11 protein-coding genes and 1 pseudogene are annotated in these 13,057 nt (G+C 72.1%); 7 read left to right on the top strand and 5 right to left on the bottom strand.

The window, feature by feature from the left end:
* Positions 1-36: 36 nt before the first annotated feature.
* From ACZ5VD_RS16955 to mgt, 3 genes and pseudogenes are all read left to right on the top strand, one after another.
* Positions 37-1,485 carry a sensor histidine kinase gene (locus ACZ5VD_RS16955; RefSeq protein WP_468682681.1) on the top strand — a complete coding sequence of 483 codons (1,449 nt, stop codon included), beginning with the start codon at positions 37-39 and terminating at the stop codon, positions 1,483-1,485.
* Complete coding sequence (locus ACZ5VD_RS16950; protein ID WP_468548105.1) at positions 1,482-2,054, top strand: hypothetical protein; 573 nt, start codon at positions 1,482-1,484, stop codon at positions 2,052-2,054. Before ACZ5VD_RS16955 ends, ACZ5VD_RS16950 begins: the two co-directional genes overlap by 4 nt.
* Positions 2,055-2,120: 66 nt before the next feature.
* Positions 2,121-3,369: pseudogene (gene mgt / locus ACZ5VD_RS16945) on the top strand (macrolide-inactivating glycosyltransferase).
* A 67-nt stretch (positions 3,370-3,436) separates the two neighbouring features.
* Here the strand turns inward: mgt and ACZ5VD_RS16940 are convergent.
* Complete coding sequence (locus ACZ5VD_RS16940) at positions 3,437-5,683, bottom strand: MMPL family transporter (protein WP_468548104.1); 2,247 nt, start codon at positions 5,681-5,683, stop codon at positions 3,437-3,439.
* A gap of 267 nt (positions 5,684-5,950) precedes the next feature.
* On the opposite strand from ACZ5VD_RS16940, the gene ACZ5VD_RS16935 reads away from it, so the two are divergent.
* Entirely contained in the window at positions 5,951-6,502 is a 552-nt protein-coding gene (locus ACZ5VD_RS16935) for a DUF1697 domain-containing protein (RefSeq protein ID WP_468548103.1), read from the top strand.
* Here ACZ5VD_RS16935 and ACZ5VD_RS16930 read toward each other — a convergent pair.
* Positions 6,471-7,352, bottom strand: a complete 882-nt coding sequence (locus tag ACZ5VD_RS16930; protein WP_468548102.1) for a transglutaminase-like domain-containing protein — start codon at positions 7,350-7,352, stop codon at positions 6,471-6,473. The two genes, ACZ5VD_RS16935 and ACZ5VD_RS16930, sit on opposite strands and share 32 nt — an antisense overlap.
* Positions 7,353-7,447: 95 nt before the next feature.
* Between ACZ5VD_RS16930 and ACZ5VD_RS16925 the strand changes: the two genes are divergently transcribed.
* The 3 genes from ACZ5VD_RS16925 (at position 7,448) to ACZ5VD_RS16915 (ending at position 10,062) form a co-directional block, all read left to right on the top strand.
* The gene (locus tag ACZ5VD_RS16925) at positions 7,448-8,050 is read left to right on the top strand and encodes a TIGR03086 family metal-binding protein (RefSeq protein WP_468548101.1); all 603 of its coding nucleotides are present in this window, start codon (positions 7,448-7,450) and stop codon (positions 8,048-8,050) included.
* A 124-nt stretch (positions 8,051-8,174) separates the two neighbouring features.
* Entirely contained in the window at positions 8,175-9,659 is a 1,485-nt protein-coding gene (locus ACZ5VD_RS16920) for a hypothetical protein (protein WP_468548100.1), read from the top strand.
* Between the two features lie 79 nt (positions 9,660-9,738).
* Positions 9,739-10,062 (top strand): hypothetical protein, encoded by a 324-nt coding sequence (locus ACZ5VD_RS16915; RefSeq protein ID WP_468682584.1) that lies wholly within the window; start codon positions 9,739-9,741, stop codon positions 10,060-10,062.
* 36 nt (positions 10,063-10,098) lie between these two features.
* Here the strand turns inward: ACZ5VD_RS16915 and ACZ5VD_RS16910 are convergent, their stop codons facing one another.
* From ACZ5VD_RS16910 to ACZ5VD_RS16900, 3 genes are read right to left on the bottom strand one after another with little or no spacing between them, the layout of a single operon-like run.
* Complete coding sequence (locus tag ACZ5VD_RS16910) at positions 10,099-11,436, bottom strand: protein kinase domain-containing protein (protein ID WP_468548098.1); 1,338 nt, start codon at positions 11,434-11,436, stop codon at positions 10,099-10,101.
* Positions 11,437-12,360, bottom strand: coding sequence for a protein phosphatase 2C domain-containing protein (locus tag ACZ5VD_RS16905; RefSeq protein ID WP_468548097.1), 924 nt, complete (start codon positions 12,358-12,360; stop codon positions 11,437-11,439). It lies immediately after the preceding gene.
* Positions 12,354-13,016 (bottom strand): vWA domain-containing protein, encoded by a 663-nt coding sequence (locus ACZ5VD_RS16900; protein ID WP_468548316.1) that lies wholly within the window; start codon positions 13,014-13,016, stop codon positions 12,354-12,356. The genes ACZ5VD_RS16905 and ACZ5VD_RS16900 overlap by 7 nt, the downstream gene beginning before the upstream one ends.
* Positions 13,017-13,057: the final 41 nt, after the last annotated feature.

Genomic DNA, 13,057 nt, shown 5'->3' with positions numbered 1-13,057 from the left:
CCACGCGCCCGCGCCTCCCTGCTGCGCGGCCTGCGCATGCGGCTGGTGGTGGCCTTCGCGCTCGTCGCCGGGCTCACCGCCGGGACCACCGGCGCACTGACCTTCCGGGAGGCCCGCACGGGCGTGCTCCAGCAGAGCCAGGACACCGTGATCAAGCTGCTGCGCACCCAGGTCAACCGGCTCGCCCCCGAACTGACCGTGCCCGCGGGCCGGTTCGCACTGCAGCGGTTCGCCGTCGACGTGGCCTACGCCGAACCCTCCGGGACCTGGCGGGTGTTGGTCGCCTACGACGGACTGAGCGCCACCTCCACCCCCGACGACCCTTTCGAGGAGCTGACGCCGGCCCTGCGCGCCGCCGTGGACGCCAGCACCGCCACCGTCTTCCAACGCGTGGACAGCGGCGACCACACCTCCCTCGTCGTCGGCATGTCGCTCACCTACACCTCCTCCACGGCGGCGACCGGGCCCGCGTCCGGTGTCCAGATCTTCCTGACCGTGCCGCAGGCCACCGAACAGGCCTCCGTGGACGCCCTGGTGACCGCCGTCGAACGGGCCACCGTGCCCGCCCTCGGGCTCGCCGTGCTGCTCGCCCTGCTCGCCGCGCGCGGGGTGCTGCGACCGGTGCGGGCCCTGCGCGGCGCGACCCGCAGCATCGCCGAGGGTCGGCTCGACACCCGGCTCGCCGTCAACGGCTCCGACGAACTCGCCGATCTGTCCCACACGTTCAACGAGACGGCCGCCGCACTGGAGGAGTCGGTGGCCGAACTGCGCGGCATGGAGGCCCGGGCCCGGCGCTTCGCCGCGGACGTCTCGCACGAGCTGCGCACCCCGCTGGCCGCGATGGCGGCGGTCACCGACGTCCTCGACGAGGACGCCGCCCGCCTCGACCCGGACACCGCCACCGCGGTCCGGCTGATCAGCGAGGAGACCGTGAAGCTGGCCCGGCTGGTGGACGACCTGATGGAGATCTCCCGCTTCGACGCGGGTGCCGCGGTGCCCCACCTGGACGAGATCGACCTCGCCGAGTCCCTGCGGCACACCCTCACCGCCCGCGCCTGGACCGACCTGGTCGACACCGAACTGCCGCCGCCCGACGCCCTGCGGGGCCGCGTCGACCCACGCCGCCTCGACGTCGTCGTCGCCAACCTGGTGGGCAACGCCCTGCGGCACGGCGCCCGCCCCGTCCACCTGCGGCTCTCCGAGGGCGCGGGAGCCGGCGTCGGTCGCTGGGCGGTCATCGAGGTGCTGGACAGCGGGCCCGGCATCCCCGACAGCGTGCTGCCGCATGTCTTCGAACGCTTCTACAAGTCGGACGCCGCCCGCACCCGCACCGAGGGCAGCGGCCTGGGCCTCGCGATCACCGCGGAGAACGTACGGCTGCACGGCGGCAGCGTCCGCGCCGCGAACCGGCCCCGGGGCGGCGCCGTCTTCACCGTGGAACTCCCGTTGCCCGCCGACGAGTCGCCCCAGGAGGGCCGGTCGTGAACGCCGTACGCCGATCCGCCCTGTTCCTCCTTCCGGCGCTGTGCGCCCTCACCTCCTGCGGCATCCCCACCACCGGCGTGGTCGAGGCGGGCGGGCCCGCGAGCGGGGCCGTGCCGACGATCCGGGTGTACTTCGTGGCGGCCGGCGCCCTGGTCGCCGTGCCCCGCACGCTCGGCGCGCCGGTCGATGTCGAGTCGGCCGTGACCGAGCTGCTCCGGGGCCCGACCGAGGCGGAACGGGCCAAACGGCTCAGGACCCTGCTGCCGGCGAGCACGGCCTTGCCGACGATGGCCCCCGAGGCCACGGACGGCGCCGACACTCCACCGCCGGTGGCCGCCCCGGCCGAACCGGCCCAGCTCGTGAAAGTGACGCAGCGGGACGACCGGGTCCTCCTCGAACTGCGCGCCTTGCGAGCGAAGGTGAGTGATCTCGCGGCGGCCCAGCTCATCTGCACGGCCGTCGCGGCGCAACGCGTCGCGGCTCCCGGGACCGATCCGGCGCCGGTGACCGTCACGACCCCGAGCGGCCCGCGCTACGAGGGGGCGGGAGCGGACTGCCCCGACGGCTAGCCATCGGGCTGTCCCGCCGGTCGGTTACCGGGCCGCCCCGACGTCTGTCGGCCGGGCCGTCCCGTAATACTGTTGCACGAGACGTATCGTCTCGCTTACGGTCGCTGTCATGACCAGTCGCCCCGCACACATCGCCATGTTCTCCATCGCCGCCCACGGCCACGTGAACCCGAGCCTGGAGGTGATCCGCGAGCTGGTCGCCCGCGGCCACCGCGTGACCTACGCGATTCCACCCGTGTTCGCCGAGAAGGTCGCCGGGACCGGCGCCGAGGTCAGACCCTGGAACTCGACGCTGCCCGGACCCGACGACGACCCCGAGGCCTGGGGCAGCACACTGCTCGACAACGTGGAGCCGTTCCTGGCCGACGCGATCCAGGCGCTGCCGCAGCTCGTCAAGGCCTACGAAGGTGATGAGCCGGACCTCGTGCTGCACGACATCACCTCCTACCCGGCCCGCGTCCTCGCCCACCGCTGGGGCGTGCCCGCGGTCTCCCTGTCACCGAACCTCGTGGCCTGGGAGGGCTACGAGGAGGAGGTGGCCGAACCGATGTGGGCCGAACCGAAGAAGACCGAGCGCGGACAGGCCTACTACGCCCGCTTCCACGCCTGGCTGGAGGAGAACGGCATCACCCGGCACCCGGACTCCTTCGCGGGCCACCCCGACCGTTCCCTGGTCCTGATCCCCAGGGCGATGCAGCCGAACGCCGACCGGGTGGACGACCGGGTGTACTCCTTCGTCGGCGCCTGCCAGGGCGACCGCTCGGCGGAGGGCGAGTGGCAGCGGCCGGCCGGCGCCGAGAAGGTGGCCCTCGTGTCGCTCGGCTCGTCCTTCACCAAGCAGCCCGGCTTCTACGGGGAGTGCGTCCGGGCGTTCGGCGAGCTGCCGGGCTGGCACCTGGTGCTCCAGATCGGCAGGCACGTGAACCCGGCCGAGCTGGGGGAGATCCCGGGCAACGTCGAAGTGCGCACCTGGGTACCGCAGTTGGCGATCCTCAAGCAGGCCGACCTGTTCGTCACCCACGCCGGCGCGGGCGGCAGCCAGGAGGGCCTTGCCACGGCCACGCCGATGATCGCCGTACCGCAGGCCGTGGACCAGTTCGGCAACGCGGACATGCTCCAGGGCCTCGGGGTCGCCCGCCGCCTCGACACGGAGGAGGCGAGCGCGGACGCCCTGCGGGAAGCCGCCCTCGCCCTGGTCGGTGACCCCGAAGTGGCCCGCCGGCTCAAGGGCGTCCAGGCGGAGATGGCGGAGGAGGGCGGCACCCGGCGGGCCGCCGACCTCATCGAGGCCGAACTCCGCGACAACCGCGCATGAGGGAGGGCCCGTTGGCTCCCCTGCAGCCAACGGGCCCTCCGTACAGGTGGGTTCCGAACGGGTGGGTTCAGACCCTCAGCGGCTCACCCTCGTCGTCCCGCGCCTGAGGTGCGATCGCCTCGGACGCCTCGTCGTGGGTGAGGTCGGGCAGCCCGTGCAGCCACTTCGGCAGGTACCAGTTGTGCTCGCCGAGCAGCGCCATCACCGCCGGGAGCAGCACGCCCCGGATGATCGTCGCGTCGATGAGCACCGCTGCCGCGAGGCCCACGCCCATCTGCTTCATGGACTGCATGGACAGCGTGCCGAAGATCGCGAACACGGCGACCATGATGACCGCGGCGCTGGTGACGACCCCCGCCGTGGTGACCACGCCGTGCTGGATCGCGTCCCGCGTCGTACGGCCCCGCAGGCGCGCCTCGCGGATCCGCGAGACCACGAACACGTGGTAGTCCATCGACAGGCCGAACAGGATCACGAAGAGGAACAGCGGCAGCCAGGTGATGATCGCGCCGACACCCTCCGCGCCCACCAGGGACGCGCCCCAGCCGTGCTGGAAGACCGCGACGAGGATGCCGTAGGCCGCGCCCACCGACAGCAGGTTCAGGACGATCGAGGTGATCGCGATGGTCAGCGAGCGGAACGAGAGCAGCATCAGCGCGAAGGCGAAGACCACGACGAACGCGAAGACCGGGATGACGGCTCCGGCGAGCTGGTCGTTGAAGTCCTTCGACCCGGCGACCTGACCGGTGATCGGCGCGTCGAGCCCGTCGACCTTGCCGAGGGTCGCCGGACGCACCTCGTCCCGCAGCTTGTCCAGGCTCCGGCCCGCCTTGTCGAGGTCGGAGCCGCCGACCAGCGGGACGTACACGAAGGCGATGTTCTGCTGGTCGTGCAGTTTGATCTCGACCGGCCCGCGCGAGGCACCGGAGGCGACCGCCTCCGCCTTGAAGGCCGCCAGCGCGTCCTTCACCTCGGGAGCGTTGATGTCGTCGGTCTGGACGACGACCTCGGCCGGCTCGGAGCCGCCCGGGAAGGCGTCGTTGACCCGGTTGTAGGTCTGCACGATGGGCAGCGAGTCGCCGAACTCCTGGTCCAGCGTGAGGTTCTGGGTCTTCATGCCGACCGCGGGCGCCGCGATGGCCAGGAGTGCGCCGGCCGCCACCACGACGGACAGCACCGGCCTGGCGAGCACACCCTTCAGCACGGCCGTCCAGAACCGGCTGTCGCCACTGCCGCCCGTGCGACGGCGGCGCAGGAACGGAATGCGGCCCTTCTCGACCCGCCCGCCCAGCAGCGACAGCATCGCGGGCAGCACGGTCACCGAACCGATCATGGCCACGGCCACCACCATCAGCGAGGCCAGACCCATCGCCTCGAACTCGGCGAGACCGGTGAACAGCATGCCCGCCATCGCCACGCACACCGTGACACCCGAGACGACGATCGCGCGACCGCTCGTCGCGGCGGCGATCCTGAGGGCCGTCTCGGCGTCCCGCCCGGCCTCACGTTCCTCGCGCTCGCGGCGCAGATAGAACAGGCAGTAGTCGACGCCGACGGCCAGACCGACCAGCAGCATCACCGAGTTGGCGGTGTCGCTCATCGGCATCACATGGCTGACGACGCCCATCAGACCCATCGTCGCCATGATCGCGGTGACCGCCAGCGCCACCGGCAGCAGCGCGGCCACCAGCGCGCCGAACGCGATCAGCAGGATGCCGAGGGCCACCGGTACCGCCGAGTACTCGGCCTTCTTGAAGTCGTCGCCGAACGCGTCGCCGAACGTCTTCATCATGCTGGCGCCGCCGATCTCCTCGATCCGCAGCGACCCGTGGTCCTTCTGAACCCCCTCGACGGCCTTCAGTACCGGCTCGACCCGATCGCCCGCGGTCGCCGCGTCACCGCGCATGTCGAACTGCACCAGCGCGCTGCGGCCGTCCTTCGAGATGGTGTCCGTGTCGTACGGCGACGTCACGTCGCTGACCTTGCCGGTCCCTTCGACCGCCTGGACGACCGCGGTGACGGCGGCCCGGAACTCGGCGTCCGTGGCCTTGACGCCACTGTCCTTCGCCTGGATCAGCACGCTCTCGCCGGCCGGCTCGTCGATGCCGGCGTCCTCGATGATCCGGGCGGCGGTGTGCGTCTCGCCCTTCAGCTGGTCGCTGTCCTTGACGTCGACCCGGCCGGCCGCCGAACCGAGCCCCATCGCCAGGACCACGAACAGCACCCAGATGCCGACGGCAGCCCATCGGTGTCGGGCGCTCCAACCGCCGGCCCGGGCGGCCAGACCCCGCACCCGTATGTCTCCGTTCCCCATGATGGGCTTGCCCCCTCGTGAGCGGTGACAGCCCCCTGCCGTCACCTTTCGTTTCGAAGGTATGGGCCGGATAAGGCCTTCTCGTCGTGCCTCCCGGTGAGGTGCCGACCGCGCGAATCATCCCCCTGGACCCCGCCCTCTCCGCACTGGGGAGGAGCTGAGGGAGAGTCGGCCCCTTACATCTATAGTTCTCGCGCGGATCGCAGCCGCGGACACGGCCGTCGTGCCCACCCCCACGGGGCACGACGGCCGCTTTATCGTGAGCGGATGACGACGACGTATGCGGCGCTGCTGCGCGGGATCAATGTGGGTGGCAGGAAGAAGGTCCCGATGGCCGAGCTGCGCACCCTGATGGAAGGGCTCGGGTACGAGGACGTCCGTACGTACCTGCAGAGCGGCCAGGCCGTCTTTGCGAGCGGCCACGGCGAGGAGGAGTCCCTCGCCGCCGAGCTGGCCGGCGCGATCGAGAAGCACTTCGGCTTCGCCGTGGACGTCGTCGTGCGCGACCACGCCTACCTGCGGGCCGTCGCCGACGCCTGCCCCTTCCCGGCCGCCGAACTGGAGGCCAGGCAGCTTCACGTCACCTACTTCTCCGCGCCGGTCGACGCCGAACGCTTCGCCGAGATCGACCGAACCGCCTGTCTGCCCGAGGAGTTCAGGCTCGGCGACCGCGCCCTGTATCTGTACGCCCCGGACGGCCTGGGCCGCTCCAAGCTCGCCGAACAGCTCTCCAGGCCGCGGCTGAACAAGGGCGTGATCGCCACCAGCCGCAACTGGAACACCGTCGTCAAGCTCGTGGAGCTGACGCGGACGCCGTGAGGGCGACCTTCCGCAGCTCGCGGTAGCCGCTGCGCGCGGTGTACGACATGATCTCGTCCGGCACCGCGAGCCGCGGGTCCGCGAACAGCCGGCGGGCGTCCTCGTCCGTCCGGGCCGCCGCGACCGTGTCCACCAGGGCGAGATCGTCCGCGGTGAGGTCGGCGTCGCCCCGGACCACTCGGCCCCACACGTCCCAGGGCAGCAGTTCCACCCCGTTGACCGCGGCGAGGTCCAGGAACACGTTGGTGCGGATGTACCAGAGCCCGTCGAGGTCGTCCTGCCCCCAGACCCCGAACGTCTTCGGGTCGGCCCGGCCCTCCCGGCACGCCCTCCACGCGTCCCCCGCCACCAGGAACCGGTCCCTCGGCACGTCCAGCGGATCGACGTCCACGGCGTAGGCGGGATGCAGGATCTGCGCGTCGACCAGCCGCCAACTCCCGTCCGGCAGACGGTACTCGGTGACCCAGTGGTCGTCGTGGTAGCCCGCCACGAAGTACCCGGCGAAACCGCAGCGGATCCTCGCGGCCGTGCCGGTGGCCCGCAGCAGTGCGCACAGCAGCAGCGAGAAGTCCCGGCACGTCCCCGCGAACCGCTCGTCGTAGGACCGGCTCGCGGTCAGCGGCCCGCCCCCGCGCTCCCGCAGGATCCGCAGCAGCCGCGACACGTACCGCGCCTCCGGTTCGTCGAGCTGCCGCTCCTGCGCAACCGCATGGCCAAGACGCTCGCCCTCACCCCGATGGATGATCAGATCCCTGACGAGAGCGGCGAGTTCGGCGGGGTCCCGGGGGAGTCCGCCGGTGTCCAGGTCGCCCGGATCGCTGTACGGCGTCTGCCGCAGGTAGAAGTCCATGCCGGGATCCTCTCCCCTGTCCCAGGGGCAAGGTCAACCGTCCCGTGTCGCGTTTGTTCAAGAGACCGGGACGCGCCCTCCCTAGCGTGAGACGCATGAACAAGGACGACCTGTACCCGTACCTGAAGGAATGCGCCGCCGAGGCGGCCCGTGTGGCGCGCGGAGTGCCGGCGGCACGGCTCGGCGCCCCCACCCACTGCCCGGGCTGGGACGTCCGCGCCCTGGTCGATCACTGGGTGCTGTACACCTCCCACGGCCTGGAGCACCGCGCCCTGCGTACCCAGCTGCCCGAGGAGCTGACCGCCCGCGACTTCGCCGCCGACCCGGACTGGGCCCGGGCGTATGCCGACCAGCTGGACCGGGCGGTCGCCGCCTGGGCGGACCCCGCGGTGTGGGAGGGCGAGGTGGACCTCGGCATGGGAACGCTGCCCGCCGCCGAACTCGTCTCGCTGATCATCAAGGAGACCGCCGTGCACGGCTGGGACGTCGCCACCGCCACCGGCCAGGAGTTCCGGGTCTCGGAGGGCGCCGCCCGCCTGGTCCTCGACGTCGTCGTCACCCACGGCGAGCTCTACCGGCAGTACGACGGCTTCGCCGACCCCGTGCCGGTGCCCGACGACGCGCCCGTGTTCGCGCGGGCGCTCGCGGCGAGCGGGCGGGACCCGTACCGGCGCGCCCTGGACGCACCGGGCCGCTGACCGCCTCGCCCCCTACCACCACGACCGGCTCCCGCGGGGCGACTCGCACGAACCACGGGACAAACGGCGCCTGTTGTCCCTAGGGTGAAGCGCGCGAGATCCGGGGGAAGGGCAGGTCACAGTGGTGGGCAGAGCACTACCGTCGTTGCCGCAGTACCGCAAGGACGGAGTGACGCGACGGCTGTGCGCGTCGGTCCACCTCGACGAGGACTTCGCCCGCCGGGTCGACCGCGACCTCACGGGAGACCGGCTGGACGCGCCGGGACTGACCCTCGGCATCAACTTCGTGGCCCTCGCCCGGCACGCGCGCGCCGCCCTGGCGCGCCGCGAGGCGCTGGACCGCCAACTGGCCTGGCTCGGCGCCGCCTTGCTGACCGCGCTCCTGGTCGCCCTGTGGGGGCTGGGCAGCGGGCTCGGATCGGTCGCCCTGATCGGGCTCTACGGCCCCCTCGCCGTCCTCGCGGCCTCGTGGTGGCTGGTCCACCGCACCCAGGCACAGGCCCGCGAGGCCGCCCAGGAGGTGTTCCGCAACCCCGACAGGGCCGAGAAGCTGGCACCGCCCGTCGACGCGGCGGCCGAGGCCTGGCTGCACGACCTCAAGCGCGCCAACGTCCTGCCGTACGCCGACGCGGCGGCCCGCACCACCCCGTTCGTCGGCAGCGGCCGCAAGATCAAGGAAGTGGTCTGGCAGCCCATCGACGTCAGCAGGCCCGCCGAAGGTCCCGGCGGCGGCAAGCTCCCCCTGCTCCCGTTCGACGCCGTCGACCTGCACACCTATGTGGCACGTCAGATGGAGGGCATCTCCGGCCTCGACGGACTGCGGGCCAGGAACCGCCTCTACGTCTTCGGCAGCAACGCGCACCTGCTCCCCGATCTGCTGCCCGACCCGACCCGGCGGCCACGTGCCCAGATCCCCAAGCAGCTGGTCCAGGCCGGACTGCTCAGCCCCGGCGCGGGCATGCGGACCCATCTGTGCCTGGAGCGGGTCGGCGAGGGCGGCCGGCTGATCGTCTCCATGTACCTGCGGGCGATCCTGCACCCGCCCAGCCTCACCTGGGAGGTCGCCGCCTACGCGATCCCGCCGCTGAGCGGCCGCTTCTACCGGGTGGACGCGCTGCCCGCGGCCCCCTTCGACCGCTGGCGGAGCCTGTTCTCGTACGCCAACGCACGCACCTGGCCCGAACTGCGGGGCGCACCGGGCCGCCGCCGGCAGCGGAGCCGGCAGCGGCGGAACACCGAGCGGAACCTGTCGCGGCTGCGGCGGGACATCCAGGAGCAGCACCTCCTCGTCGACCACGGCGCGCACGGCAGCCTCCGCGAGGACATCGGCGACTGGGACCAGGCGGGCTACGCCGAGCGCATCGACGCGCAGGACTTCCTGTTCCGGCTCCAGCAGGGCGTGCTCGTCGCCACCGAGCGCTTCCTCCAGGACCACCACGTCGACACCGGCTCCTTCGACAAGGCGCAGCAGATCATCAGCACGCAGACCTACAACATCTCCGGGGACGTCACGGGCCCGAGCAACTTCGGCAACAACGGGCAGATCAGTGTCAACGGGCAGCAGGGGCACGGCGGTCCGGGGCACGGCGGCGGGGCACCGCAGCCCTGAGCGGAGCAGGGCGGCAGGGGCACGGAAGCAGAGCACAGCAGCGGGCACGGCAGCGGGAGCAGGGAACAGGAGCCAGGACATGGGCACGTACAACTTCCACGGCAACATCAGCGGGCCGTCCAACTTCGGCGACAACGGCCGCATCGAGATCAACCACGGGACGGACGCCGCCGCCGTACTGAAGATCGCCGACCGGCTCGTCGAACGGCTGCTCACCGAGGCCCCCGCACTCGTCACTGCGGCGCAGGTCGTCCAGGGCGAGCTGGCGCGGGCCGAGCAGGAGGGCCGGCCCGCCGACGGCGGCCGTGTCCGCGCCGCCCTGGAAACCGTCGGCATCGGCGTCGCCGCGGGCAGCGGCAGCCTGGCCCTGGTCCAGGAACTGACCCGCGCGCTGGGGTTCTGAGACCGGGGCGCCCCGCCAAAGGCGCCCCGGGCCCCGTCACTTCGCCCGGACCACCGCCCTGACCCCGCCCCCGAGGTCCAGTTCGAGCCCCGAGCGCAGCGGGACCGTCTGGCCCGGGTCGATCTGCTGCGGGGTGCCGTCCGAGCGGGTGCCGGACCAGGACTCCTTGGAGCGGTTGCGGATGCCGAACCTGCCCGGCTTGGAGGGGTGTTCGACCAGCTCGGCGATCAGGGTGTCGTCCGAGCAGTCGTGCCGGGTGGGCTCCGGCAGCAGATGGTGGCCCTGCACGCGCGCGGCCCGCCGCAGCCGGATGTGGCGGACCGCACGCGGCGGCGGCGTGGTCACCGTCAGCCGCGGCGGCAGCACCAGCTGGGCACCGCACCCCCAACAGGCGCGCGGTGGCGGGTTCTCGCCCGGCTCCGTCATGTTCTGCCGGCCGCAGGACGCGCACTCGACCACCGAGTCGAGCACCGCCCGCAGCGCGTCACGCCACTCGGACTCCCGTACCCGGGCCGCCGGGTCGTGCAGTCCCACCGTGAAGCCGCGCCGGAACAGCTCCTGCAACGCGCCCGCCGCGGCCCCCCATGTGGCCAGCACCGTCGTGTGCTCCATCGGATCCGGCGCGTTGGAGTCGTCGGCCGGATCGAAGACGAACAGCGGATTCCTGCCGTACAGCTTGCGCTCGGCCGCCTCGTCGAGGCAGTGGATGCCCAACTCCCGTCTCCCCTTGAGCGGGTGATGGTTCATCAGCAGCATGAACAGCAGCACGGCCAGCGAGTGCAGATCGGACTGGGTGCCCGGCCTGGCCCCCGCGTCACCGCGCACCAGCTCCGGTGCCATGAACTCCATGGTCCCCGAGATGCCGCTGGCGTCCCCCTCCACCACCGCGTTGTCGTTGTCGCACACCAGAACGTCACCGGTGGCCGGGTCGAAGAAGATGTTCCCCCAGGAGATGTCCCGGTAGGCGATCCCGCGCGAGTGCAGCGCCTGGTACGCCTCCACCGTGTACAGACACGCCGTGAGCAACGCGATCGTGCTGGTGCGCAGTTGACGGCGGAACAGCGCCGGAAGCCCCTTGAAGCGGTCCGGGCGCAGCCCCATCAGATACCCGAACGACCCGCGGTACTCCGGCACGTACACCTCCGGCCACAGGAACCGGTCGTCGTCGAAGTCCCGCGACACCAACTCCCTGACGATCGCCTCCTGATCGGGTGTCGCACACGTCGGGTAGTACCACTTGAGGGCCTTGTCCCCGCCAGGCGTCCTGACCCGGTACACCTCGCCCTGGCCGCCCGCGCCCAACATGTCGACGACCTCGACCTCGTCGCCGTTCTCCGCGGTCAGGCGCGTCCCGCTGTCGAGCATGCCGCTCATCTATGTCTCCGCCTTCTGCTCCGACTGCTGTTCCCGCTGTTGTTCCGGCCGGGCTTCCGCCGGCTCCGGCGACTTCTGTTCCGTCGGCGGGTGCGCGCGCAGCGCCGCCGTCAGGGTGGTGTCGTCCCCCGAGTACCGCGAGGCGTGGCGCAGCCAGCCCGGCAGCGCGGCCCGGACCTCCGCGCTCCCCTCCGCGGCCAGCCGGCCGTCCAGCCCGGTCACGAACTCCCGGTAGCCGTCGGCCGCCGCGAAGCTCTTCGACAGCCCGTCCGTCGACAGCACCACCAGGCGCGGGGTGCGCGCCTCGTCGAACACCGGCGCCCAGTGCATCCGCATCGCCCGCCAGGCCTCCCGGCCGCACAGCGACTCCGTCTCGTCGCCGAGATCCTCCTCGGCGGGGGCCAGCGGCCGGCGCAGCGTGCCGTCGTGCTCGACCACCGCGAGATCCCCGTCGCCGAGCTGCCACGCCACGAACAGCCACGGCGTGAGCACCGCGCCGATCAGGGTCGAGCCGTACAGCAGCAGTTTCTCGTCCGGCTGCGGCTCCCGTGCCGCCTCGTCGGTCACCGGGCGGTGCCGCGCCCAGTGGCCGAGCGCCGCCTCCCGCCAGTCGTGCACCAGGGCGCGCGGGAAGTCGTCACGGGCATACGTCATCAGCCGTGCCAGGCGCCCCGGTTCATGGCAGTCGCGGGCCGCCCGGCCGAAGCCGTCGGCGAGCGCGACGAAGCGGTCCACGGCGAACCGGGCGCCGAGTTCGCTGCGCGCGTGGGCGGCCGAGCCGTGCCCGTCGGCCACCGCCAGGACCAGCGGATCGTCGGCGGAACCGGTGCCCTCACAGGCGTACCAGTCCTGGTTGCACCGCTTGCCGACGCCCTGGACGCTGTCTCCCAGCGTCTCCCAGCGTCGTACCCGGAGCGTCACCACACGTCGTCGTCATCGTCGTCGTCGAGGACCGGCGGCGCGTACGGCTGCTTGACCGTCGTGTCGGCCGAGCCCGCCACGGGCTGCGAGGCGGCCTTCACCGCCGCCGTGGACGCCCAACGGATCGCCGCCGCCAGCTGCTTGGGGCTGTTGGCGTCCAGCGGCTGGAGTTCGGGGTTGGCCAGGAACTCCTGGAGCACACCCCGGTCGGCGTCCGTGCCGATCGCGATGGCGACCCGCACCGCCTTGCGGCCCCACGGTGTCGCGTCGATCGCCTTGAGGCCCGCCTTCCAGTCGTCCGTGGGCACGCCGTCCGACACCAGCGCCAGTACCGGCTTGAGCGCGCGCTCCGGCATCGGGGGGCTCTGCAGCTCCCGCGAGACCAGGCTCAACGCCTCACCCAGGTTGGTCATGCCGTCGACCTCGACGTCCTGCCAGGTGAAGTCGTCGACCGGCACCGGTGTCTGGTGGTGCCAGCGGGCCGTGGTGGAGAAGGTGACCGTACGCAGCAGCAGTTGGGCCGCCGGGTTGTCGTGCGCCACCGCACGCATCGCCGGAACGGCTTCCCTGATCGCGTAGTTGAGGCGGGCGATCTTCTCGCCCTGCATCGAGTACGAGCAGTCGAGCAGCCAGATGAAGTGGACCGGCCGGTTGGCCATGGGCCCGCCGGGAATGTCGCTCACTCCGTGTCCTTTCCTGG

The organism is Streptomyces sp. NPDC032822 (assembly GCF_055578825.1).
Note: the sequence above shows the minus strand (reverse complement) of the source record. Positions and strands in the feature narration are given on the sequence as shown.

Excerpts from the sequence above, each read along its gene's own strand:
- ACZ5VD_RS16900 (WP_468548316.1), bottom strand. The coding sequence starts at position 13,016 with ATGGCCAACCGGCCGGTCCACTTCATCTGGCTGCTCGACTGCTCGTAC.
- ACZ5VD_RS16955 (WP_468682681.1), top strand. The coding sequence starts at position 37 with ATGCGGCTGGTGGTGGCCTTCGCGCTCGTCGCCGGGCTCACCGCCGGG.
- ACZ5VD_RS16925 (WP_468548101.1), top strand. The coding sequence starts at position 7,448 with ATGAACAAGGACGACCTGTACCCGTACCTGAAGGAATGCGCCGCCGAG.
- ACZ5VD_RS16930 (WP_468548102.1), bottom strand. The coding sequence starts at position 7,352 with ATGGACTTCTACCTGCGGCAGACGCCGTACAGCGATCCGGGCGACCTG.
- ACZ5VD_RS16915 (WP_468682584.1), top strand. The coding sequence starts at position 9,739 with ATGGGCACGTACAACTTCCACGGCAACATCAGCGGGCCGTCCAACTTC.
- ACZ5VD_RS16940 (WP_468548104.1), bottom strand. The coding sequence starts at position 5,683 with ATGGGGAACGGAGACATACGGGTGCGGGGTCTGGCCGCCCGGGCCGGC.
- ACZ5VD_RS16910 (WP_468548098.1), bottom strand. The coding sequence starts at position 11,436 with ATGAGCGGCATGCTCGACAGCGGGACGCGCCTGACCGCGGAGAACGGC.
- ACZ5VD_RS16935 (WP_468548103.1), top strand. The coding sequence starts at position 5,951 with ATGACGACGACGTATGCGGCGCTGCTGCGCGGGATCAATGTGGGTGGC.